This is a genomic window from Variovorax beijingensis, assembly GCF_003951285.1.
GTDB classification, from domain to species: Bacteria; Pseudomonadota; Gammaproteobacteria; order Burkholderiales; family Burkholderiaceae_C; genus Variovorax; species Variovorax beijingensis.
On sequence record NZ_RXFQ01000012.1, the window covers coordinates 40,525 to 64,372 of the forward strand.

Below are 23,848 nucleotides of genomic sequence, written 5' to 3' on the forward strand. Positions count from 1 at the left end.
TTGTCATGAAGCAGTTCGAATTCACGACGCTGAAGCTCTTCCTGGCCGTCGCTGATTGCGGCAGCCTCACGACGGCTGCCGACAAGTGCAACATCGCGATTGCCGCGCTGAGCAAGCGGATCTCCGACCTGGAGGCAGCGGCAGGCACGCGCTTCTTCGAGCGCCGCGCCCGGGGCATGTCGCTCACGCCCGCCGGCCGGGCGTTGCTGCAGCACGCGCGAGAAATCATCCACGGCGTCGAGCAGATGCAAAGCGACTTGCTGCTCTATTCGAGGGGGATCCACGGGCTCCTGCGAATCGCAGCAACCGCATCCGCCGTCGCGCAGTTTCTGCCGGAGGAAGTGCGGTCGTTCTCGGATGCGCACCCGGGGGTGGCCATCGATCTCTCGGAAGGCACGAGCCAGAAGGTGGTGGAGGCGGTGCTGGGTGAGCGGGCAGACCTGGGGATCTTTCTTGAACCGGTCTCGGGCCATGAGCTGGTCACGTTTGCATACCGTCGCGACAGGCTCTGCGTGGTCGTGCCCAGGGGACACCCACTCGCGGCGCAAGCGCGCGTTCGTTTTGAGGAGACCCTCAGCTACGACCACATCGGCACGCAGACGCAGAGCTCCTTGAGCCAGAAGCTGATGGCCGAGGGCGGTGTCGGCTACCGCGTGCGGATCCGTGTCGGCAGCGTCGATGCGGCGTGCAGGATGGTCCACGCCGGAATGGGTATCTGCATCGCGCCCAGGCTGATCGTGGAGAACTACCAGGGATGCTTCTCGATCGCGCTGGTCGAACTCCACGAGCCCTGGGCCGTGCGCCAGATGCTGGTGGGCGCACGCTCGAAACAAGGGCTCAGCGGCGCGGCACGCGCTTTCTTGCGCCGCTGCATCGACGCGGGTGAGGCGGAGCTCCAGCGGAACGTGTCTGGCTTGGCCGGCAGTGCATTTACGGCAGGCGCGCCAGAGGTTTCGCGTACGGCGAAAGACCTGTCGCACGAAGCTAAACACGCCGGCGCGCCCCCTTCCTACGATCCTGCTTTACCCATTGCAGACCCGGAGAACGCATGAATGAGCAAGCGGACGGCATCGATGCCATCACATTGGAAATATGGTGGAGCCGACTCGTGGCGATCGTCGATGAAGGCGCCACCGCACTTCTTCGCACTGCCTTCTCCACGATCGTTCGGGAGTCCAACGACTTTGCCACCGTGTTGACCAACACGCGCGGGGAATCGATTGCGGAGTGCAGCGGCGGTATTCCGGCCTTCGCGGGAATCATCCCGCGAACGATCCGGGCCATGCTCGAGACGTTTCCGCTCGAGACGTGGCGCGAGGGCGATTGCATCCTGACCAACGACCCCTGGATCGCGACCGGGCACCTGCCCGACATCACGGTGGTGACACCGGTGTTCTACAAAGGCCGAGTCGTCGGTTTCGCTGGTTGTGCGGCGCACTCGCCGGACGTGGGCGGCACCCTCTCCGCAACATGCCGTGATCTCTTTGAGGAAGGCGTGTGCATTCCGCCGATGCACCTGTACCGGGCAGGCCAACGCAACGAGCCCCTTGTGGAGCTCTTTCTGAACAACGTGCGACTGCCGGAGCAAGTGCTCGGCGACCTGGAGGCGCAATGCACTGCAAACCGGGTGTGCTGCGAACGTGCGGTCGATTTTCTGCAGGACAGCGGCGAGCCCGACTTCGAACGCCTTTCGGCGGCAGTGCTGGCTAAGGCCGATGTGGCCATGCGCAAGGCCATTGCGGCAATTCCCGACGGCCACTATGTCTCGACCATCGAGGCCGACGGCGTGCCGGGATATCCGACCCGCATCCACTGCGCAATCACGGTCGCAGGCGACAAGATGGTGGTGGACTATGCCGGCACTTCCGCGCAGGTCGACAAAGGAACGAACTGCACGATCAACTACACACGTGCCTACTCGGTCTACCCCATCAAGTGTGCGGTGGACCCGCTCACGCGCAGGAACGAGGGCTCCTACAGGGCCGTCGAAGTGCGGGCTCCCGAGCGCACCATCGTGAACGCGCAGTACCCGGCGGCAGTCGCCGCGCGGCACCTGACCGGGCATCTGCTTTCATGTGCGATCTACCAGGCCCTCGGCAAGGTCATTCCTGAACAAGTCATTGCTGACAGCGGCGGTGCGCCTGCCTTTCGGCTGGGCTTCGCAGGGGTGAACGATGCGGGCGAACGGTTCGGCCAGATCCTGTTTGCCAGCGGTGGCATGGGCGCGTCGGCCCGGCAGGATGGATTGTCCACGACGGCCTTTCCCACCAACTCGGGTGCGGGGAGCATCGAAGCGCTCGAGGCCGTGGTTCCGCTGCTGTTGACCCGGAAGGAGTATCGGCAGGACTCCGGCGGCGCTGGCCGGTTCCGCGGAGGCCTCGGCCAGGAGTGCGTGGTCCAGAGTCTGGCCAGCCGGCCCGTGATGATGGGGATGCTCGGAGACCGCGAGTCTCATCCCGCGCTGGGGCTGCACGGGGGCATGCCGGGCGCGGTGGCGCAGGTGGTTCTGCCCGATGGCTCGTCGGCAAGCCTGAAGTCCCAGTCGACGCTCCTGCCCGGCGGGCGCGTGGTCGTCCGGTTTGCGGGCGGCGGAGGATTCGGAGACCCGGCGCAGCGGGACGTCGCCGCGGTGGCGGCAGACCTGGCCGACGGCTTTGTCTCCGTGGAGCAGGTCCGCAATGTCTATCCCCAAGCCTGCGCGCAGGTGCATGGGGGTGCCCAATGAAACGCAGCACCCGCATCGGCGTCGACATCGGCGGCACTTTCACGGACTTCGTCCTGCACGACGAATCGCGCGGCATCACGCGCATCGGCAAGCGCCTGACCACGCCCGAGGCACCCAGCAGGGCCATCGTGGATGGCATTGAGCGGCTGCTGGCCGAGACGCAGACCGATCCGGCCCAGATTGGCAGCATCGTTCACGGAACCACACTCATCACGAATACCGTCCTGGAGCGGACGGGTGCCAAGGTGGGGCTGCTGTGTACCGAGGGCTTTCGCGACGTTCTGGAAATGGGACGCGAGAGCCGCTACGACGTCGATGACCTCTTTCTGCCCCCCGTGCCCGTCATCGTTGCGCGGCGGCTGCGCCGCCCGGTGCGCGGCCGGCTGTTGGCGAGCGGCGTCGAACATGACCCGCTGAACGTCGAGGATGTGGTCCGCGAAGTGCAGTGGCTTGTGGCGTCGGCGCAGATCGAAGCCCTGGCGATTGCCTTCATGCACGCGTACCGGAATCCCGTTCATGAACAGCGGGCACTGGAAGCGGTTCGAGGGCTGTATCCGAACCTACCGGTGACCTTGTCATCGGAGGTCGCGCCGGAGATCCGAGAGTACGAGCGCACGAATACCGCCTGCGTCAACGCCTACGTTCAACCTCGCGTCCACAGCTACCTGGGCCGGCTTGCGAGCGACCTGGCGGGCATAGGCTTTGACGGCGAGCTCTACATCATGCTGTCCGGCGGCGGCATCACGACCGTCGAAGACGCGCGCCGCTTCCCGGTGCGCCTCATCGAGTCAGGTCCGGCCGCGGGTGCCATGGCCGCGGCGTTCGTGGCGCGCCAGGTTGGCGAAAACCGCATGATTTCGTTCGACATGGGGGGCACCACCGCGAAGATGTGCCTGATCGAGGACGGCAAGCCCAACCTCAAGCACGAGTTCGAAGCCGGCCGCATCCGCAAGTTCAAGCAGGGCTCGGGCCTGCCCCTGAAGCTCACGGTCGTCGACCTGATCGAGATCGGCACCGGTGGTGGGTCCATCGCCGCCGTGGATGCCAATGGCCTCATGAAGGTGGGGCCGCGCAGCGCAGGCTCGGACCCGGGGCCGGTCGCCTACGGGCTCGGCGGCATCGAGCCGACGGTCACTGATGCCGACCTGTTGCTCGGCTATCTGAATCCAAAGTTCTTCCTGGGCGGCGAGATGGCGTTGTCATTGGACGCCGTCGAGAAGGCGATGCAGGAGCGCCTGGGCAACCGTCTCGGCATCGATGCCATGGCCGCTGCGAAGGGCATCCAGGCCATCGCCAACGAGACCATGGCGGCGGCCACGCGCATGCACCTGGCGGAAAAGGGCAAGGACCCGCGGACGCATTCGCTCTTTGCATTCGGCGGCGCAGGCGCCGTGCACGGCTATGCGCTTGCGCGCCTGCTCAAGGTTCCGCGCCTCATCGTGCCGATGGGGGCAGGCGTCATCTCCGCGTTGGGGTTCCTTGTGGCGGCACCCGCCGTCGACGAGGTGCGCGGCTACGTCACGCGGCTCGAGGGCGCCGACTGGCCGGTGGTGAACGCCCTGTTTGCGCAGATGGAGGCCGCCAGCCGGGAGCTCCTTGCCAGGGCCGCGCTTGGCGAGAGCGAAATCGCCATCCGCTGGCAAGCCGACATGCGCTATGTCGGCCAGGGTTTCGATGTCACGGTGGATCTTCCGCGCGGGCCGCTCGACGCCTCCCACGTCCAGACTGTCAAGGATGCGTTCAACGCCGCCTACCTGGCGCGTTTTGGCCGTGTGGTGAAGGGGGTGGCCATCGAAGCCGTCAACTGGCGGCTCAAGGCATCGCTGCCGGCGCAAGACATCACCCTGGCCTATTCGTGCGTGCACGGCGAGGCGCTGCGTGGCGAGCGCGAGGTGTACTTCGACGGCCATGGCTTCATGAAGACCAAGGTCTATGACCGCTATGCGCTCGAGCCGGGTGTGCGAATCGCAGGCCCGGCCGTGGTCGAGGAAAGGGAGTCGAGCTGCAGCTTCGGCCCCGACTGCAGCCTTGGAGTCGACCGCTTCTTCAACCTGGTCGTCGACATCGACCATGGCAAGCGGCCTGCCACCACCGAAGGCGCCGTATTGGCGAAGGAGGAAGCGACATGAGCGAGCACGCGATGCGGACCGTGGTGGTCACGCAGAGGTTCTTCGACGAAGACACCGTCGCCTACCTGAACTCGCACGGGTGCGAGGTTCGCCTGGCCGAGATGCCACCGGGCAAGGCCGATGGGGAGCTCAGCGAGGACACCCTCGTGCAGATGCTTGCGGATGCCGAGGGCTGGATCGTCGGCCATGCCCGCGTGACCCGGCAGCTGCTGGGCAAGCTGCCAAGGCTGCGGGTCATCGCACGCCGCGGCGTGGGCTACGAACGGGTGGACACCCAAGCCGTGGCAGACCTGGGGAAGGTGGCTGCCATTGCCGTCGGCGGCAACGACGCCTGCGTTGCCGATCACGCCCTGGCCCTGATGCTTGCCGTGAGCCATCGGCTGCGCGAATCGCAGATGCAGATGAATGCAGGGTCGTGGAACATTCTCACCGGGGCGGACCTGTATCGGAAGACCGTGGGCATCGTGGGGCTCGGCCGCATTGGCCGCGGCGTCGTGCAGCGCCTCAAGGGCTTCGAGGCCCGCCTTCTTGCGGTGAGTGCAAGCCCGGATGACGAGTGGTCCCGCGTGAACGGCGTCGCGCATGTCGAGATCGACGAGTTGCTGACCTCGAGCGACGTCGTGAGCCTGCATGCGCCGCTGACACCCGAGACGCGCATGCTCATCAATGCCAGGGCGCTCGCTCGCATGAAGCCCACGGCGATCCTCGTCAACACGGCCCGCGGCGGCCTGGTGGACGACGCCGCACTGCTCGATGCACTGGCGTCCGGCAGGATTGCCGGTGCCGGACTGGATGTGTTTCAGAGCGAGTCCGACCCCTCGTGCATGAGCGTGACCCGCGCATTGATCGCATTGCCCAACGTGATTGCCACGCCGCACTCTGGCGCTTCCACGCGCGAGGGCCTGGTGCGCACGAACCGGATCGCGGCGCAATGCGTTGTCGCGGTGCTGGAGGGGAGGGCGCCGCCGTCTGACTGCGTGATTGCCGACGGCCGCCATCGCGCGGAGCCGACCCCTGAACAACTGAAAACGCCTACACATGTCTGACTTGAACCTCGCACGACGCATTGCACGGTATGCCTGCGCACTTTCCATCGACGATGTCCCGGAACAGGTGAACGCCCGTGTGCAGCAGCGTTTCGTCGACAGCCTGGCCTGTATCCTGGGGGCCTATGACGCCGGTCCGGTGAGGACCGCGGTCGCGGTGGCATCCGGCACGCCGCAACCATCTTCCACCGTGTTCGGTACCGGCCTTCGCACCACGCCCGAACTGGCTGCGTTTGCGAACGGCATCATGGTGCGCTTCCTGGATTACAACGACGGCTACATGGGGCGCGAGCCCGGCCATCCGAGCGACAGCATTCCTGCATGCCTCGCAGTGGCGGAGGCAGAAGGAGCGACCGGCAGTGAGCTCATGGCGGCCATCGTCGTTGCCTACGAAATCCAGATGGGGCTGCAGGATGCAGCCAGCCTGAACAAGCGCGGTTGGGATCACGTGAACTACGTCAATGTAGCGATGGCCGCAGCCGCTGCCAGGCTGATGAAGCTCGACGAAGCGCAGACTGAACAAGCGATCAACATCGCGCTCAGCGCGCACATTGCCATGCGCCAGGTGCGCTCGGGATCGTTGTCGGACTGGAAGGGGTGCTCGGCAGCCAATGCTGCGCGAAACGCGATTTTTGCCGCCACGCTCGCGCGCCACGGAATGACCGGGCCGTCTCCCGTGTTCGAAGGAGAGATGGGGTTCTTCAAGCAGGTGACAGGTGCGTTCGAGCTGGACGTCGACGGTTTCGGCAGTCGTGAGAACGGGCAGTTCGCCATCCTCCGCTCGCTCACCAAGACCTTTCCTACCAACGGCGAGTTGCATACCGCCGTGTGGGCGGCAATAGATCTCAGATCGAAAATCCCCGATATCGACACCATCGCAGCGATTCGCGTCGAAACCTCGGAGTTCAACCTGCGCGTGCTCGCCGACTCGCCCGAAAAGTGGCGGCCCCTCACGCGGGAAACGGCTGACCACAGCTTGCCCTACAACGTGGCACGGGCGCTGCTGGACGGGGACATCACCATCGAGTCCTACACGGCGCAGCGGATGGCCGATCCGCGCGCCATTGCGCTCATGAGCAAGACGACAGTCAGCGAAGACGCGGCGCTGACGAAGCTGTTTCCCAAGCACCTCGCGAACCGGCTGACCGTCACGCTGGCGTCGGGTGAAGAGTTCAGCAGCGAGAGAATCAGCGGCCCCGGCTCGTTGGAAACACCAATGACCGACACGGACTTCGAGCGGAAGTTTCGCCGCATGGCTGCGCCGCATATCGGCCGTGTTGCTCAAGGGCGCGTGCTCGAGTTTGTGTCGGATCTGGCGAAGCAAAGGGATTTCCAACCGCTGTTCGAAGCCATGTCCCGAGAACCCGCCTCGGATGCGGCAAGGGAGCAGGCATGAACGTGCGCGAACTTGTCGAAGACAGAAGGGCCCGTGGCCTCTTGGGCGTGCTGGCGCTGGCAACCGTTTCGGCTGCTGCGCTCGCACAGGGAAGCCTGCCCGTGGGGCCGGCGGCGGGCGACATGGCCTTGTCGCCGTTCTATCGGGTCTCCGACGCATTGCCTAGCGCACCTGGCGTACTGTTGCGCGAGGAGGCGATGCCGGGCCAGGCGGAGATCGATGCTGCCGCCGAAAGCCGGCGCATCCTCTACACGTCGATCGACGCGCGTTGGCATTCGGGTCGAATCCCGGTCAGCGGAGCGTTCTATTTGCCCGCTGGAAATGCGCCGGCGCGAGGCTGGCCCATCATGGCCTGGGCGCACGGAACCTTGGGAATTGCTGACGTGTGCGCGCCTTCGTGGACCGGGTGGCGCCCGCGGGATGCCACCTACATCAACAGGTGGCTCAAGGCGGGCTTCGCCGTTGTCGTCACGGACTACCAGGGACTCGGCGGCCCAGGCCCGCATCCCTATCTGAATTGGCAGGCCGAGGGTCGATCGGTGCTGGATGCCGTGCGAGCGGCCATCGGCGCGCGTCCTCGCCAGGTATCGAACCGCGTCTTTGTCGCAGGCCAATCGCAGGGCTCCGGGGCCGCGTTGGGTGCGGCGCGACTCGCTCGCGAATATGCGCCGGAGCTGAACGTGCTGGGTGCCGTCGCGACAGGGCTTGTCAGTACATTCCCCGCCGGGCCGGTCTCGCAGCCTGTGCGCGACTCGAGCAACATGTTCCTCGCCTTCGCTGCAGGCGGGCTGCGCGACGACGGCCCGCAGATCGACGAGATCGTCAGTGACAAGGGGCGGCAGCTTCTGGAGGCGGCACGCAGCGGCTGTACCGCAGACGTCGCGAGGCTCGCGCGTAAGCTGCGCGTTGCCGATCTCGGCGAGACCTTGTCGATCTCCAGGGAGCGCCTCGCAGGACTTCGCCTGCCCGTGACGGACATGCCGATGGGCCCTGTCGGCGTGCCGCTGTTCATCGGCACCGGCCTGGCCGATGCCACGATCGCGCCGGTGCGGCAGCACGCTGCGGTTTCGGCACTTTGCACCGCGGGCAACAGGGTCAGCTGGAACCGCTACGAAGGCCATGGGCATGACGGCGCACTGCACGGGTCCTTCGATGATTCGCTTGCTTTTGTGCGCACGGTGCTGGCGAAAAAGAAGGTCGCGAACAACTGCTCGGAGATTGCGCCGCCCGGTCCCCCGGGGCAGCGGCGCGCGGATCTTCCATTCAATGACGATTGAAGCTGCGTGCCTTCGTTGCACTCGAAGCGATCGAAAAAATGGCCCGTGCATCGTAGTCATCTCGTGACGTCCAGATGTGTTCGCAACACGCATGCCGCATCCTGGGACTACTGCGTGTGCACACACGCGGCGGGTGAGATATTCCTGTCTCTTTGGGACATGTGCATAGTCGCCAAGGCGTTCGCCGAGATTCACCAATGTGACCGACGAGACGGCCTACGTCTTGGTGCTCATCACCGGCACCAACGAATCCGACCACTTTGACATCAGCGTGGCGCCTGGCAATTCGCGCGACTTTCGCGAGCAATTCGGCGATGAGGTGGCAAAACGCTTTGCAGGAATCGGCATCGAGTTTGCAGACGCGAAGAGTACCGACTGAAGCAAGCTGCATTCTGGCAACGCTGAAGCTGTGAGCCGCTGTCATCAGCAGGCTTTCTCATATCTGGGCAGCGCCACTAAGCGGGTCACCGTCCGTCCTTCTTGACACCGTGATGGTGGATCCGGATTGCGCCATCTCCTCGGTAAGCTTGCGCACGAGTTGGCGCACCCACCGGTGCATGCCCGTGCGATGCGTGCGGTCGTGCCACAGCATGCGGATGATGATGGGCTGCACGTTGAGCGGCATGGGTCGCACCTGCAGCGGCAGTGAAAGCGCGTACTGACGGGCCAGCCATGCGGGCAGCGCGGCAACGTGTGGCGAGGCAGCGACGACGTAAGGCATCAGAAGCATCGAAGACACCTGGACGGACTGCGTGCGTTCAAGGTTCCGCGCTTTCAGCGCCTGATCGATGATCTCTTCCATCGGGGAGGTGGAAGAGAAGGGCGAACCGAACACCACATGGGTTGATTCCACATATTGCTCGAGGTTCATCGGCTTGCCGTGCAAAGGATGGGATGGACCGCTGATCAGGGCCAGCTCTTGGCCGAAGAGGTCACTGCAATGCAGTTCCGAATGTGCATCAATATAGAAGCCGAGGGCGATGTCGCATTCGCCTTCCGTGAGCCATTCACGCAGCTTTTCCGGATCGGGCAGACGTACCTGAAGAGAGATCATTGGCGCCTCGCGCGCGAGCGCCTCAGCCAGTAACGGAATCAACAGTACGCCCACCGAATCGACAGCCGCGACCGTCAATTTTCCCGCGGTGGCGGCGGGATCGAACGGCCCTTCGGAAGAGAAGATCTCCTCGAGTGCGGCCAATCCTATACGTACCTTTCCTGCCAGTGCCCGCGCGCGTTCTGTAGGGATGAACTCATTGCCGGAGCGCACAAAGAGCGCGTCACCGGTGAGCGCGCGCAGCCGCGACAGCGCGTGGCTCATGCCAGGCTGGCTCATGTCGAGCCGGTCTGCCGCGCGCGTTACCGATCCTTCAGTGAGCAAGGCATCGAGACAGACGAGTAGGTTCAGGTCGACGTTCTTCTTGAGCGGGGCCACTAGTCACCTCCAGGGTTGGTTGGCAATTTTGGGTGGTGCAAGCGGCAGAGGTCAATGCGGACTCGGACTCCTTGCATCGGACGCGCGCACATCGGCGCCACGAATGCGCGAATGCACGCGGCCTGATTGGCGGGAAGAGCCGCAGCTGTTCGAATTGCCTCCTCCCTTCCAGGCCTCGCAACAATGCACTCGAATATCACCGATTTCCAACGCCGGTTCCCGCTTATCCGGTGGAGCGCCGAGGGCGAAGATTGGACGATCCGTGATACCGATCAGGACGCGGCGCGCATTCCGCTGGTGCTGCTGCCTGGCGCCGGCGGCACCGGGGATGTGTTCTATCGCACCATTGAAGCTCTACGTGGCACACACCGGGTCATCAGCGTCTCGTATCCGGCACTCGATGACGCGAGTGCCATGGCTTCGGGCCTATTGACGTTGCTGGCGGCGGCGGGCATCAGGTCCTTTGATCTGTTTGGCTCGTCGTTGGGTGGATATGTGGCGCAGCTTTGCGCGTTACGTGAGCCGCACCGCGTGCGCCGGTGCATGTTCGCCAACACATTCCACGACGCCGGGTGGCTGCAGAAGAAGATCTCGCGAGAGAAGTTGGCCGCGACGTCCGCCAGCGAACACCTGGAGATCACGCTGGGGCAGCTGCGATCCGCCGGAGAGGAAACCGCGCAGAAAGCAGATTTCAAGTACACGATGCTGGCCCTCGTCGGCTCGCTTCAGACAGCCGAGATGGCCAAGTCGGCCCTGATGGCGGTTCTCGGCGCCACACCCATTTCAAAGGTCAACCTGTCCGAGAGCCGGATCGCGCTGCTTGACGCGCGCGACGACGGCGTGGTCGACGATCCCACGCGTGAGGCCATGCGCGAGCGCTATCTGGGTAGTAGGCAATTCAGGCTGAGCACGGGGGGGCACTACCCCGCACTGCTCAACCCGACTGAGTTCGCCGCAGCGCTGATGACGCATTTCAAGGGCGATTGATCGCTCAGTCTTTCCACAACGAGCCGGAGGCAACACCATGACGTTTCAGATTTCAAAACCAGCCCGTAACGAGGTGCTGGCCGGACTGGCCCGATTCTCGGAGCTGACGCGCTGCAGCTCGGGGCTGCCCGACATGGGCCTGCCTGAGGGCGAGCGCACCTTTCTCAATGTGCTCGGCTTTGAGCAGCCCGACGGCGGTTACTCGCCTTTCGGCAACGAAGCTCGGGCGCGCATTCGGCACATCAAGGCAGGCTTTGGCCTCTCGTTTATCGCCGCGAAACCCGGCAAGGGCGTCCTGATGCATGCGCACGACACCGTTGAGACCTTCATGTGTGTCAAGGGTCAGTGGCGCATTGATTGGGAAGGCGACCGGGGCGTCGAGTCCGTGATGCTCGGCGCTTTGGACTTCATCGCGTGTCCTGTCGGCGTCAACCGTCGCTTCGAATGTGTATCGACAGAACCGGGGGAGGCTGAAGCGTTGCTGATCGGAATCATTCAGGGCGAGTCGCCGCGAGGTGTGTATTCGCAGGAGAGCATCAAACGCATGGGAGAGGCAGGGACGCTGAGCGTCCAGTAAGCCAGAGCATATCGAAGATCAATCAAGTAAGAACATGTCGAATTTAAAGCAACAGAAGACGGCGATCGTGACCGGGGCGTCCAAAGGCATCGGTGCCGAGATCGCCATCCGCCTGGCGGCTGACGGTCATGCGGTCGTCATCAACTATGCGCAGGCGACGGCTGAGGCAGACGGTGTCGTAGAAAAGATTCGGGCAGCCGGTGGGCGAGCCATTGCGGTCAAAGGTGACGTCGCGGCGCTGGACTGCGCCCGCAGCATGTACGACATCGCCGAGTGTGAGTTTGGGCCGGTGGATGTATTCGTCAACAACGCGGGCATGCTGCGGAAAGCACCGCTGGCGCAGTCGGATGACGAGATGTTCGAACGCGTCGTCTCAGTCAACCTCGGCGGCTACTTCCGCGGCATGCGCGAGAGCGCACGCCGCATCCGAGATGGTGGTCGGGTCATCAACATCTCGACGAGTGTGATCGGCTTCTATCACCCTGAGTTCGGTGTTTATGCCGCGACCAAGGGTGGCATCGATGCGATGACGCGGATTCTTGCAAAGGAGCTTGGTCCGCGTCAGGTGACCGTCAATGCCGTGGCGCCCGGTCAGGTTGAAACGGCACTGTTCCTCGAGGGACGGACCGAAGAGGAACTGCGCTACTACGCGGACCGCGTTCCTCTGGGTCGGCTAGGCCAGCCTACAGACATCGCCGGCATCGTGGCTTTCCTGGCGGGCCCGGAGGCCGGTTGGCTGAGCGGCCAGGTGATCCGCGTCAACGGGGGCGGCGTCTGAGCGCGCCTTCGCAACCAATCAACCAAGAGATATAGAAATGCCATTACCTGTCGTCACACCACCCGAGAAAGAGATGTTGAAGGGGCTCGCGCGGTTTTCGGAGCTGGCGCGTTGCAGCTCCGGCTTGCCTGACATGGAGCTGCCCGAGGGCAGGCGCGCCTTCCTGAACGTGCTAGGCTTCGAGCAGCCCCAGGACGACGCGTACACGTCACCCTTCGGTGACGAGGCCAAGGCAGCTGTTGGACACCTACGCGCCGGCTTCGGCGTATCGTTCATCGAGTGTGAGCCCGGCACTGGCGTGCTGATGCATAACCACGCGACCGTCGAGACTTTCCTGTGCGTCAAGGGACGCTGGCTGATCGAATGGGAAGGCCAGGAGGGAAATGGCTCCATTGAACTGGGCCTGCTCGACTTTTTCGCCTGCCCCGTCGGTGTGCCGCGTCGCTTCGAATGCCTGGAGGCGGGTTCCGACGAGAAGGTCGGCTTGCTGCTGGGCATGGTCGAAGGCAATGCGCCAGCAGCCGAGTTCTCACCCAGCGCCTGGCAGCGGATCGAAGAGTTCAAGCGTCAGCAGGCCGTGAGCGCCTGACGGCAGGACAAGACGCCCGCATATGCTGCTCTATCAATTCAAGATGGGAACGAATCCCCGCCGGGTCATCATCTACCTGGCGGAAAAAGGCATCGACATCCCGCGTTACGAGCTCGACTATGCCAGTGGGGAGCATCGCTCGGCCTCATACATGGCGCTCAATCCATCGGGTCGTGCACCGACACTGGTGACGGCAGACGGAACCGCCATTACGGAGTCGGCCGCGATCGTCGAGTATCTCGAAGAGCTGTACCCGGAGAGGCCCATGCTCGGCACCGACCCGGTCCAGCGGGCGCGTGTCAGGGCGCTTGAGCGGGTGGGGAACGACCTCATCGTGCGTTCACAGGCCTGGCTGTGGAATCTGGCCGGCGCATTCAAGGCGAAGGAGCCTCAGCCCTCGGCGCTCGTCGCGGCCAAGAACTGGCGCTATGTGGAAGAACTTCTCGACTACCTCGAAGTGGCCGTTGGAGATGACGAGTTCCTCGCGGGGACCGCTCCGACGGTCGCGGACTTCACGAACTTTGCCATCTTCCAGACCGCGCGCGAACGGTTTGATCAGCCATTCGGCACCGACCACCCGAAGCTTGACGCCTGGTACCGCCGCTTTCGCGCGAGGCCGAGTGCGAACTACTGACCTGCCAGTGGACGCCGGTGCTTCCCCGCGGCGGCCTTGGCCATGAAGTATGCCCACCATGATTCCCAACCCGCTCCATGTTCTCGACCGTTGCGGCCGTGCACACCATGGAACAGGGCGCACTTGCCGGCGTCGACGGGATCAGCCGGCCGCCGGGGTGAATTTCGCGCCCATCGGTGCGGCCTTCCAGCATGTGGCGAAGGACATTCGGGCGCCCGCGCTCATGGCACAGCGCCACCCAATCACCCAGACCTAGGACACACGGCATGACGATAACAAAGTTCAAGGCTGCCATCATCGGCAGCGGCAACATCGGCACCGATCTGATGATCAAGATCCTGCGCCACGGACGAAACATCGAGATGGGTGCCATGGTCGGCATCGACGTCAAGTCCGATGGCCTGGCACGTGCCGCTCGCATGGGCGTGGCCACCACGCACGAAGGCGTCGACGGGCTCGCGCGTCTGCCCGTGTTCGATCAGATCGACATCATCTTCGACGCCACTTCGGCCGGCGCGCACGTCAAGAACGACGCGTTCCTGCGCAACCTGAAGCCCGGCATCCGGCTGATCGATCTCACGCCTGCGGCCATCGGCCCTTACTGCATCCCGGTGATCAACGGCCAGGCGCATCTGGAAGCATTGAACGTCAACATGGTGACCTGCGGCGGCCAGGCGACCATTCCTATGGTGGCGGCGGTCTCGCGCGTGGCCAAGGTGCACTACGGCGAGATCGTGGCCAGCATCGCGAGCAAGAGCGCAGGAGCTGGCACGCGGGCCAACATCGACGAGTTCACCGAGACAACGTCCAAGGCCATTGAGGTCGTTGGCGGCGCCGCCAAGGGCAAAGCCATCATCGTGCTCAACCCGGCCGAGCCGCCGCTGATGATGCGCGACACGGTCTACACGCTCAGCGAGTTCGCCGACGAGGCGGCGATCGCCGCGTCAGTCGAGCGCATGGCCGCGGACGTTCAGGCTTACGTCCCCGGCTATCGGTTGAAGCAGGCGGTGCAATTCGACCGCATCGAGGCCGGCGGTCCCATCCGCATCCCCGGTGTGGGCGCGCGTATGCATGGCCTGAAGACCTCCATCTTCTTGGAAGTCGAAGGTGCGGCGCACTACTTGCCTTCGTATGCCGGCAACCTGGACATCATGACCAGCGCCGCCCTGCGCACCGCCGAATCGATGGCTGAGCGGGTGCTCGAACGTGTGGCTGCATACGCCTGAAGGAGAGCATTCAGTGAACCACTCACTCCACAAGAAGATCTACATCTCCGACGTGACGCTGCGCGACGGCAGCCACGCTATCCGCCATCAGTACAGCGTGGACCAGGCTAGGCAGATCGCCAAGGCGCTCGACGAGGCCAAGGTCGACTCCATCGAAGTCGCCCACGGTGACGGCTTGAAGGGGGGTAGCTTCAACTACGGCTTCGGCGCCCACACGGACGTGGAGTGGATCGAAGCGGTAGCCAGCGTGGTCAAGCACGCCAAGATCGCCACGCTGCTGCTGCCCGGCATCGGAACCGTCCACGACCTGAAGGCCGCCTGCGATGCTGGCGCAAGTATCGTGCGGGTGGCTACGCACTGCACCGAGGCGGATGTCGCGAGACAGCACATCGAGTACGCACGCCATCTCGGGATGGAGGCCGTCGGCTTTCTGATGATGAGTCACATGACCACGCCGCAGGCGTTGGCCCAACAGGCCAAACTGATGGAGAGCTACGGCGCGACCTGCTGCTACGTGGTGGACTCGGGGGGCGCGCTCAACATGAGCGAAGTGCGCGATCGCTTCCGTGCCTTCAAGGACACGCTCCTGCCCGGGACGCACACGGGCATGCATGCCCACCACAACCTGAGCCTGGGCGTGGCCAACAGCATCGTCGCCGTCGAGGAAGGCTGCGACCGGGTCGATGCCAGCCTGGCCGGCATGGGGGCGGGGGCGGGTAACGCGCCGCTGGAGGTCTTCGTCGCTGCTGCGGCCCGCTTGGGGTGGAGCCATGGTACGGACCTCTACAAGCTCATGGATGCGGCCGACGACATCGTGCGTCCACTGCAGGATCGCCCGGTGCGCGTGGACCGCGAAACGCTGGCCCTCGGATACGCCGGTGTGTACTCGAGCTTCCTGCGCCACTCTGAAATCGCGGCCAAGAAATACGGCCTAAGGACCGTCGATATTTTGGTCGAACTGGGCAAGCGTCGTATGGTCGGCGGCCAGGAAGACATGATCGTCGATGTCGCACTGGACCTGCTGCGTCAGCGTGAGCACGAAATAGCCTGAGCACCTATCGGGCGCGTGGGCGTGTGCTCTTGCGGCGCTTGATTGTTCGCATCGGTTCCCAGGGACGCAATCAATCGGCCACGCGCGCCAGCGCTTAGCACCCGCCTGATGGCGGCCATTCAATAACTACTCAAGAGACGAAATCATGCATTCCATCATCCGCCATCTCATCATCGGTCTCAGCGTCCTGGCCGTGGTCAACAGCGCCGCCGTCGCCCAATCCGCCTTTCCAACTCGCGCTATCCGAATCATCTCGCCCGTGCCTGCCGGCGTGGCGCCGGACGTGATGGCACGCTTGTATGCCGATCAATTGAGCCGCTCACTCGGCCAGCCGGTAACTGTAGAAAACAAACCTGGCGCTTCCGGGAACATCGCGGCGGATTTCGTGGCCAAGGCGCCAGCGGATGGTTACACCATCTTCTACGCCTACAACCAGATCCCGACGATGAACCCGCACCTCTTCCGTAAACTGAGCTATGACATGGCGCGGGATCTGGCGCCGGTCACGCAGACACTGTCCACGGCCTACGTGGTTCTCGGCAACAACGACTTCCCGGCCAAAGATCTGGCTGGCGTGATCGACTATGCCCGAAAGAATCCTGAGAAGGTTGCGTATGCGAGCTATGGCCCGGGTACTGCCGGACACTTAATCTTCGAAGTTCTTCAGGAGCAGACGGGTGTGAAGATGCTGCACGTGCCCTACAAGCAAGGCGCGGTAGCCGACGTGATGGGCGGTCAGGTCACCATGCTGGTCGAGCCGTTCCCTTCGGGCGTCCCACTCGCCAAATCGGGCAGGGTGCGAGGCCTAGCCGTGACTTCGGAGCACCGCGTGGCAGAGCTACCCAACGTTCCCGCGATGAATGAGGCGGTCCCCGACCTGAACCTCGTCGGATGGCAAGGCGTATGGGTGCCTGCTGGCACGCCGCCTGACATCGTCGCCAGGCTCAACCTGGAATTTGTCCGGATCACAAAGACGCAGGAGATGCAAAAGCGCATCGCCGATTTCGCGTCAACGCCGATGGGCTCCAGTCCGCAGGAAATGAAAGCGGCTATTCAGCGTGAGTCGCAGCAGTGGGGTGCACTCATCAAGGCGAAGAACATCACCTTGGACTGAGTGCGTCCTGGACAATGCTGCTCGCAGCGGCCGATGTGTGCGACCTTCTCGTTGAAGGCCGAGTTCACGTCCCAATCCGATGCAAGTTGGTTGCGGAAGAAGTCATCGACTTTGTTCCTGATCTGTGACTTGACAACACGGATCGGATGACTACAGGGGGTAAGAAGGGCAGGATCAAGTCGATTCCTAAACCTGCGCCTTCACCGAGCGCTCATGCAGCACGTAGCTGCCATGCCACCAGCAGCGCAACACTCAGAAGCACTGAGCATATTAGCGCGAAGCCTCCTCCCATTTTGAGAGCCAATGACATCGACATCCCAGGGTTCATAACTTTCCGTTCAACAACTAGGCTGGCCAGATCGCCTCTCGGTGCCTTGCCTGCTGAGCGTGTCTTGGGGCAGAACGCCGACGCGCTCTGACTTCGGAGCCGGTCAGCGGCATCTACAGAGATGGCTTCAATCAGAGGAGCGATTGCCCTGGATGATCGGCGATTTCTCTATTCGGCCGCCGACTTAGAGCGGCTAACAAAACCCTGTCATCGCCAAGCGCGGGGCATGCGTTTGACGAGCGATGGGACGAATCAGAAACAAAGAAATCAGCGCGGCGCTGTACAAGAAGATTGCGCCATTGCTGCCCGTGATGACACCTTCAGCCAAGGGCGGGCGGCCACGCCTGAGCGACGCGCAAGCTCTCAACGGCATCCTCTTCGTACTGCGCACGGGCATCCCCTGGGAAGACCTCCCCCAAGAGTTGGGCTTTGGCAGCGGCATAACCTGCTGGAGGCGACTTCGCGACTGGCAAGCTGCAGGGGTGTGGCATGGCCTGCATCTGGCACTTCTGGGGGAACTGCGCAGCGCCGACAAGCTCGACTTCAGTCGCGTCAGCATGGACGGGGCCAGCGTGCCCAGCCCCCGGGGGGTCGCACACGGGGCCCAACCCCACGGACCGGGGCAAGCTCGGCAGCAAGCGCCACCTCATCACGGACCGCCAGGGCATCCCGCTGATCTTCTGCGTCACCGGGGCCAATTGCCACGATTCGGTGGTCTTCGAGGAGTTGGTCGACGCCCTGCCGGCGGTGGGTGGCAAGCGGGGCAGGCTGCGTCGAAGGCCCGGGAAATTGCATGCGGACAAGGGTTACGACTACGCGCGATGCCGTGCCCATCTCAAACGCCGCGGGATCAAGGATCGCATCGCCCGCAGAGGCATCGAACACAATGATCGGCTCGGGCGCCAGCGCTGGGTGGTCGAGCGCACTCACTCCTGGCTGGCTGCCTTCGGCAAGCTGCGCACCCGCTTCGAGCGTCGCATCGACGTTCATGTCGCGCTGCTTTCCCTGGCGTGTTGCGTCATCTGTGTTCGGACTCTTGCCACGTTTTGTTAGCCGCTCTTAATCCGCAGCTCCTTTTTGTAGCGCTTCATCAAGGAACTCATGAGTTCCGACGGCTCTACCTCGAGCCCATTGCACAAGAAGATGAGACTGGTCAATGAAGGGCTGGTAGTGGCCGTCTCCAATTTGGCAATGAATGTGCGATTGAGGCCCGACGCAAAACCGAGCTCTTCCTGATTGAACCCGCGCACTGCCCGCCGAGCCTTCAGCTCGGCCGCAAAGGCTTTCAGTAGTGCGGGATCCTGCGTCGATCGCATGCAACGAATCTCGCTGCATGGACTTCTTTATGCACCCGCTTGTATGGTACATAATGAGTTGCGCCGCTGCGTTTTAAGCCTATGAATGGATCGCTTCTCGTGCCGGTTGCCTCAGTTGCCAAGCTCCCCAGCTTTACCGCTGCCAACGAGTTCAAATGACGCGTCGACAAGTCGCTTCGCCTCTGCCAATGGCCCGACCCCTGCGGTTGCCGGTCTCGGTCACGCGAGCCCGACCGCGGCAATCCGCTCCTGTCGTGCGCAGCCTGTCCGCTGTACGCATTGGGACGCAGGTGAGGGCGCTTCGCATGGCGGCCGAGGTGTCTGGCGGCGCGCTGGCCAAGACCTCGGGGATTTCTTCCTCGATGCTCTCGCGCATCGAGCGCGGTTTGGTCTCGCCTTCGGTGGAGACCTTGGAGCGCCTCGCGCAGGGCCTACAGGTGCCGGTCTCGCGCTTCTTCAGTGATCAGGCGCGGCGCACTGACTTTTGCCATGTGCGTGCAGGGCATGGTGTCCTGGTCGATCGCATCGGCGCGGTGGCGGACTACCGCTATGAGCTGTTGGGCCATCTGCTGTCGGGCAATCTGTTCGTCGAGCCCTACCTGGTCACGCTGCTGCCCGACGCCGATCCGTATGTGACCTTTCAGCATCCGGGCCTCAAGTTCCTGTACTTTCTGTCCGGGGAGGTCAGCTACCGCTATGGCGGCAGGACTGTGGAGGTGAGGGCAGGGGACTCGCTGCTGTTCGATGCGACCGCACTGCATGGGATCGAGGCCATTCAGGCTCAGCCGGTCTCTTACCTGTCAGTGGTGTTCACGCTGCGAGAGTAGGCTGTTCTTGGCGGCACTGGCGCGCAGCGGGACGACGCGGATGCCAATTCGATGTCCCCCGAATTCGCTACTCTATTTCTCGGTGTTCGGCATGCCGAACACCGAGAAATTCTCGAACGGTAGCAACAGCGGAGGTCTTCTGCTTGATGGAGCCATGAGGAAAATTTCGCGGCAGCCGGTGGGCTCGCTCTGCGAGCGGGAAGAATTTTCGGGTTCGGTAGCCTGGACGCGGCGGTCGCAGAACGACGTCAAAACTTCAAGGGCAAAGTCCTCGTGCGGCTATGAGGGCAGGCTGAGTTGGATGTTTGCTCGTGAATTCGCTGCCGCTGGACCGTGCTAGTTCGCTCCATCGATGTTCGGCATGCCGAACATCGATGGAGGGCTCCGAACTGCCGATCGACCGCAACGCTCCGGAGCCGCGAAGCGGCGAGGGGAGTTCGACGCTGGAATTCCGAGGGCAAAGTCCTTGTGCGGCTATGAGGGCAGGATAGACTGACGTCAGACATTGTTAACAGCCATGGCGTTGCAATGACCAAGACCTCTCGACCCAGCCGCGTGATAGGTACCCGGGTGTCACCCGAAACGAAGGTGCACTTCGTCGCGCTGGCCGCGCGTCATCACCTCAGTGCGTCGAGCCTGCTTGCGAAGATGGTCGACGAAGTGCTCAAAACCCACGCCGACATCTCGCCAGGCTCGGCCGGACAGCGATCCCCCAACGAACCGGAAAACAGCGCTGGCCTGGCGGACCGCCTCACGCTGCGGCTTCGCAAGGGCGACCGAGCGCTCGCGGCCCAGCGAGCCCATTCCCGTGGGATGAAGACAGGCAGCTACCTGGCCCTGCTGATCCACAACCATGTGCGTGACGCGGCCGTGCTGCCGCCGAACGAACTGGACCAGATCAAAGTGACCGGCGCCCGACTGGCCGCGCTGGGGCGGCAGCTTCGAATGTTCGGCATGCCGAACACGCTGTCGGAGTCGGTGGCGTCGGACCTCGGCGAAGCGATCGCGCTGGTCCGGCGGGAAGTCGAGGCGGCACGCGAAGCCACGGCAGCCATCGTGCACCGCAACCTCATCAGCTGGGAGACAGGCGCCGGGAGCCGCCATGCCTGAACAGACGGCGCGCCTCGGACGACGCGGCCGCGGCGCAGCCGATGGGCCGCGCGACATGGAACTGGACATCGTGAGCCACGGTCGGCGAGGACCCGGCGGCACGCTGCGCCTCGGCGCCGACCAGATCGCGCAGATCCAGCGCACGGTGGGGCGCACGCCCGAGGTGATGGTGAAGGTTTCCGGCGGTGGACGGGACGTCGGCGGCGTCGAGGCCCATCTGCGCTACATCGGCCGGCACGGCAAGCTGGAGTTGGAAACCGATGAGGGGCTGGCGCCGCAGGGCCGGGGTGCCGCCAAGGAGATCACGGCCGACTGGCAGCTGGTGCTCTGCAGAAGCCAGTACAAGCCCAGACCCGCGCTGGGGCAGAAAGACACGCGTGCGAAGCTGGCGCACAACATCGTCCTGTCCATGCCTGCCGGCACGCCACCGGACAAGGTACTGGCGGCCGCCCGCGTCTTTGCGCGCGAGAACTTCGCGCTGCAATATCGCTACGCCATGGTGCTGCACACCGATCAGCCACACCCGCATGTGCACCTGGTGGTCAAGTGCGAGCACGAGTTCGAGCCTGGCCAGCGCCTCTACATCCGCAAGGACACGCTGCGCCAGTGGCGCGAACAGTTCGCCACGCTGATGCGGGAGCAGGGCGTGGCGGCGAATGCCACACCACGACAGGTGCGAGGGCAGACCCGCAAGCCCTACAGGGATGCGATCCATCATCGGCTGCGCGCGCTTCGGGCATTCGGGCAACAACCGATGGGCGAACGGTTAGGTCGACGGCCGCCGAAGACTTCGACCTTCATGCGCGCCAAGCTGGAGAGCCTGCTCCAGGCTCTGAGTTCGGGGCGAGGCGCCGCGGATGACGGGCAAGAGAAGATGCGAAACACCCGGCGGGAGGTGGTCGCAGATTGGCGCGCCACGGCAGACGCGCTTCGAAGACGGGGCGAGGCAGATCTTGCAGACCAAGTGGATCGTTTCGTCGAAAGAATGCCGGACATGCAAACCGACTCGCAGCGACTGGCCGACCACTGGAAAGAGCAGATCAGACGCCGAACTCCAGACCGCGACAATGCTCAGCCGCCCGGAACGCGCACCCGGTGAACGCGATGCGCACTCGAACGCAGACCGACCCCATGCCGCGGCATTGGATCGGTATCGGAGCATCCCCCCCGGGGGTCAATTTTCGGTGACGATCAACACCAGGGCGATCAGCGAGAGGTGAATTGGATAGAAGGCGTAGAAGACCCACCGACTGCGCGGCAACGGGATCTCGACCTGCCGAGCTCCCCCGATCAAGAGCAGGGCGGCCACTGCGGCGAAGTTGCCGTTGATGGCAGTGAGTGAAGCCATTGCCAAGGCCCACAACAGCATTCGCAGACCATTGGGCCTGCGCAGGAACGCCCAGGAGCCCAGGCAGCAGAGCAGCGCCGGCCACCAGAACTCCACCACGGCGCCACCAACGAGGAAGGCGATCAAGGCCGTGCAGCGCGCGGCCCAGCCGTCCCGCTCCAGCAGCCAGACGATCAGCGTTGCCAGGAAAAGGGTGGCGAGGATGTTCAACGGCCACCAGCCGACCAGATGAACGAAAGCGGGTGTCGCCAGCAGGGCAAAGATCGCCAGTCGCTTCATGACGCGCAGGTGCAAGCCGCTCTCGAGCGCTCCGGGGCGTGTCAGGTTGACCATGAGCACGAAGCCGAAGAGCGGCATCGCCATGCGACCCAATGCGTAGAGAGCCGGGCTCGACTCATGCAGCAGGTACTTGTTGATGTGATCGCCCGCCATGAGCAACAGACCGACCCATTTGAGCGCTTCGAGCGAGTCGTTCGAGATCGACCAGGCGCTGACGGGCGGCTGAGTTTTCACTCGGTTGCGTATCTGGAGCCTTCGGGACATGGCGGCGGGACCGGTGGAATCCCTCGTGCATCAGGACGCTGGGGGCGGTTCAATACCACGACACTCCGAGTCGCAGGGCCTGTGCTTTCGAGGTGTTCCGCGCCAGCGCAGGACCGGAGAGAGGCGCGAACAACGCGCACGCAAGGCTGGACGAAAAGCTGCAAGCTTCAACTCCGGTTTCCAACGATTTCTAGACGCGCTCGTGGCTCAACGCCTCCCGGCTTCGGGCCGTGCGTTGGCGCGCATGCATGCGTGCGGGGCGCGGGAGTCGATCCGGAAGGTGGATGGCGCGGCCTTGCGCCACTGCCTCGGCGATCCGCTCGCGAATCAGCTGTACGAGGCGCTGCTGGGTGGACGGATCGCTGGTCACGCGCTGTGCGTACTGCTCTGCCAGCTTGAGATCCGCCGCCGCCGTGGCCAGTTCGGGGTGCCGACCCTGGGCCGCATCGGACAGCAATTCCCCGGTGCGTATGCGCATGGCGTGGCGTTCCATCGCGCGAAGGTGATCGGATGTCTCGATGCTCCACCGCGCACGTTGCGCGACAATTTTCTTTTCGCCGACCAGCTCACCTTCCGCATTGCGGGCCGCCACCCGGACGTTGACCGGACGGGTGCCGAGTTGCGTGAGCACCACCGGGTCGCCGATGCGCGGTTGCGAGGCCGACTCTGCGAGGGCCCGCTCGAGGTCCGTACCCCAGATGGTGCGAGCCCCGGTCTCCGCGCGAACCATCACGTAGAAGGACATGCGCTGCGCCGGATCGAATTGATAGGGTGCGGCGGCGGCCGCCACGAGCATCCCCCTGACAGGCGATCTTGGTCCTCCGCGCTCGAATCGGCGGTCTTGCGGTTCTTCTTCGTGCGGACGAAGACCGGCACTGGGACCGGCTTCGGCGGGTACGGCGCCTTGGTGCATGGTTGCTGCTTCGCGGTCCAGCGACGTAGGTATCGGACTCCGTCCGCTCTCGTGCGAGGGCGACCCTCTTTTCTTCAACGCATGCTGGACCTGGAGGATTTCAGTCGAGGTCGGTTCGTAGCCTCGGGCCTCGATGCCTCGCAGTGCGGCTTCGTGCCACATGCCCTGGCGGAAGGTCTCGGTGCCCGTGAGTTCGATGACCCGCCAGCCGCGCGCTTCGGCGATCGCCACGACACTGTGCAGTACCTCGCGGTTCTCGGTCTGCACGCGGAGACGGCCGCCGTCGTCGATGAACGCGAGGGTGCGGTCCGGGAAGAAGTAGCGATTGTCGATGCGCAGGTAGCGGCGCTCGATGGCATCGGGCACCCGGGAATGACCGCGGCCCGCAGCAGGCGCATCCCACTGGATGGAGCCCGCGCCATTCCAAGGTGCGGTGCTCTCGGTCCCGTTCGGAGCTTGGTTTCCGGAAGAATGGTCTGTGGACATTGCGGCTCCTTTCACG

General features: G+C 63.9%; 23 protein-coding genes. 19 read left to right on the forward strand and 4 right to left on the reverse strand.

The annotated features are described in order from the left end of the window. Positions 1-5 precede the first annotated feature (5 nt). The 7 genes from EJO66_RS20470 to EJO66_RS20500 all read left to right on the forward strand — a co-directional run bounded on the left by EJO66_RS20470 (position 6) and on the right by EJO66_RS20500 (position 8,952). On the forward strand, positions 6-1,052 hold the full coding sequence (locus EJO66_RS20470) for a LysR substrate-binding domain-containing protein (protein WP_164547871.1): 1,047 nt from the start codon (positions 6-8) through the stop codon (positions 1,050-1,052). After that, positions 1,049-2,725: a hydantoinase B/oxoprolinase family protein gene (locus EJO66_RS20475; RefSeq protein ID WP_124960002.1), complete on the forward strand. Its 1,677-nt coding sequence runs from the start codon at positions 1,049-1,051 to the stop codon at positions 2,723-2,725. Before EJO66_RS20470 ends, EJO66_RS20475 begins: the two co-directional genes overlap by 4 nt. Further along, positions 2,722-4,854 carry a hydantoinase/oxoprolinase family protein gene (locus EJO66_RS20480; RefSeq protein WP_125965936.1) on the forward strand — a complete coding sequence of 711 codons (2,133 nt, stop codon included), beginning with the start codon at positions 2,722-2,724 and terminating at the stop codon, positions 4,852-4,854. Before EJO66_RS20475 ends, EJO66_RS20480 begins: the two co-directional genes overlap by 4 nt. Beyond that, positions 4,851-5,900, forward strand: coding sequence for a phosphoglycerate dehydrogenase (locus tag EJO66_RS20485; protein WP_125965937.1), 1,050 nt, complete (start codon positions 4,851-4,853; stop codon positions 5,898-5,900). Before EJO66_RS20480 ends, EJO66_RS20485 begins: the two co-directional genes overlap by 4 nt. 1 nt (position 5,901) lies before the next feature. Beyond that, the gene (locus tag EJO66_RS20490; protein ID WP_185738357.1) at positions 5,902-7,296 is read left to right on the forward strand and encodes an MmgE/PrpD family protein; all 1,395 of its coding nucleotides are present in this window, start codon (positions 5,902-5,904) and stop codon (positions 7,294-7,296) included. Further along, a complete protein-coding gene (locus tag EJO66_RS20495) occupies positions 7,293-8,573 on the forward strand; it encodes a lipase family protein (protein ID WP_206168868.1) in 1,281 nt (426 codons plus the stop codon). The genes EJO66_RS20490 and EJO66_RS20495 overlap by 4 nt, the downstream gene beginning before the upstream one ends. A 199-nt stretch (positions 8,574-8,772) precedes the next feature. Next, positions 8,773-8,952 (forward strand): hypothetical protein, encoded by a 180-nt coding sequence (locus EJO66_RS20500; RefSeq protein WP_125965938.1) that lies wholly within the window; start codon positions 8,773-8,775, stop codon positions 8,950-8,952. Positions 8,953-9,009: 57 nt separating this feature from the next. Here the strand turns inward: EJO66_RS20500 and EJO66_RS20505 are convergent, their stop codons facing one another. Next, a complete protein-coding gene (locus EJO66_RS20505) occupies positions 9,010-10,005 on the reverse strand; it encodes a LysR family transcriptional regulator (RefSeq protein WP_125965939.1) in 996 nt (331 codons plus the stop codon). Between the two features lie 183 nt (positions 10,006-10,188). Here EJO66_RS20505 and EJO66_RS20510 point away from each other — a divergent pair, with 183 nt between their 5' ends. The 9 genes from EJO66_RS20510 to EJO66_RS20550 all read left to right on the forward strand — a co-directional run bounded on the left by EJO66_RS20510 (position 10,189) and on the right by EJO66_RS20550 (position 18,342). Further along, positions 10,189-10,992 (forward strand): alpha/beta fold hydrolase, encoded by an 804-nt coding sequence (locus EJO66_RS20510; protein WP_125965940.1) that lies wholly within the window; start codon positions 10,189-10,191, stop codon positions 10,990-10,992. 37 nt (positions 10,993-11,029) lie between these two features. Further along, entirely contained in the window at positions 11,030-11,569 is a 540-nt protein-coding gene (locus tag EJO66_RS20515; RefSeq protein ID WP_124960009.1) for a cupin domain-containing protein, read from the forward strand. Positions 11,570-11,603: 34 nt separating this feature from the next. Beyond that, positions 11,604-12,347, forward strand: coding sequence for an SDR family oxidoreductase (locus EJO66_RS20520; protein ID WP_124960010.1), 744 nt, complete (start codon positions 11,604-11,606; stop codon positions 12,345-12,347). Positions 12,348-12,384: 37 nt separating this feature from the next. Further along, the gene (locus EJO66_RS20525) at positions 12,385-12,936 is read left to right on the forward strand and encodes a cupin domain-containing protein (protein ID WP_124960011.1); all 552 of its coding nucleotides are present in this window, start codon (positions 12,385-12,387) and stop codon (positions 12,934-12,936) included. A gap of 22 nt (positions 12,937-12,958) precedes the next feature. Then, entirely contained in the window at positions 12,959-13,570 is a 612-nt protein-coding gene (locus EJO66_RS20530; protein WP_125965942.1) for a glutathione S-transferase family protein, read from the forward strand. A 266-nt stretch (positions 13,571-13,836) separates the two neighbouring features. Beyond that, a complete protein-coding gene (locus EJO66_RS20535) occupies positions 13,837-14,796 on the forward strand; it encodes an acetaldehyde dehydrogenase (acetylating) (protein ID WP_125965943.1) in 960 nt (319 codons plus the stop codon). A gap of 13 nt (positions 14,797-14,809) precedes the next feature. Continuing rightward, complete coding sequence (gene dmpG, locus EJO66_RS20540) at positions 14,810-15,847, forward strand: 4-hydroxy-2-oxovalerate aldolase (RefSeq protein WP_125965944.1); 1,038 nt, start codon at positions 14,810-14,812, stop codon at positions 15,845-15,847. 145 nt (positions 15,848-15,992) lie between these two features. Then, positions 15,993-16,961: a Bug family tripartite tricarboxylate transporter substrate binding protein gene (locus tag EJO66_RS20545; RefSeq protein WP_124960015.1), complete on the forward strand. Its 969-nt coding sequence runs from the start codon at positions 15,993-15,995 to the stop codon at positions 16,959-16,961. A gap of 570 nt (positions 16,962-17,531) precedes the next feature. Then, positions 17,532-18,342, forward strand: a protein-coding gene (locus EJO66_RS20550; RefSeq protein WP_206168869.1) for an IS5 family transposase whose coding sequence is annotated in 2 segments (ribosomal slippage) — positions 17,532-17,872 and positions 17,871-18,342 — 813 coding nt in all. Because the reading frame shifts where the segments join, the coding sequence is not laid out codon by codon here. Here the strand turns inward: EJO66_RS20550 and EJO66_RS20555 are convergent. Next, positions 18,339-18,605, reverse strand: a complete 267-nt coding sequence (locus EJO66_RS20555) for a helix-turn-helix domain-containing protein (RefSeq protein ID WP_124960016.1) — start codon at positions 18,603-18,605, stop codon at positions 18,339-18,341. The two genes, EJO66_RS20550 and EJO66_RS20555, sit on opposite strands and share 4 nt — an antisense overlap. A 254-nt stretch (positions 18,606-18,859) precedes the next feature. Between EJO66_RS20555 and EJO66_RS20560 the strand changes: the two genes are divergently transcribed. The 3 genes from EJO66_RS20560 (at position 18,860) to EJO66_RS20570 (ending at position 21,641) form a co-directional block, all read left to right on the forward strand. Continuing rightward, positions 18,860-19,432: a helix-turn-helix domain-containing protein gene (locus tag EJO66_RS20560; protein WP_124960017.1), complete on the forward strand. Its 573-nt coding sequence runs from the start codon at positions 18,860-18,862 to the stop codon at positions 19,430-19,432. A 528-nt stretch (positions 19,433-19,960) separates the two neighbouring features. After that, a complete protein-coding gene (locus EJO66_RS33025; protein WP_223262332.1) occupies positions 19,961-20,542 on the forward strand; it encodes a hypothetical protein in 582 nt (193 codons plus the stop codon). Beyond that, a complete protein-coding gene (locus EJO66_RS20570) occupies positions 20,535-21,641 on the forward strand; it encodes a relaxase/mobilization nuclease domain-containing protein (RefSeq protein WP_124960018.1) in 1,107 nt (368 codons plus the stop codon). Before EJO66_RS33025 ends, EJO66_RS20570 begins: the two co-directional genes overlap by 8 nt. Before the next feature lie 75 nt (positions 21,642-21,716). On the opposite strand, the gene EJO66_RS20575 is transcribed toward EJO66_RS20570, so the two are convergent. Together EJO66_RS20575 and EJO66_RS20580 are read right to left on the reverse strand one after the other, a co-directional pair. Further along, positions 21,717-22,403, reverse strand: coding sequence for a TraX family protein (locus EJO66_RS20575; protein WP_223262333.1), 687 nt, complete (start codon positions 22,401-22,403; stop codon positions 21,717-21,719). A gap of 220 nt (positions 22,404-22,623) precedes the next feature. After that, positions 22,624-23,832, reverse strand: coding sequence for an LPD7 domain-containing protein (locus tag EJO66_RS20580; protein ID WP_240648628.1), 1,209 nt, complete (start codon positions 23,830-23,832; stop codon positions 22,624-22,626). Positions 23,833-23,848: the final 16 nt, after the last annotated feature.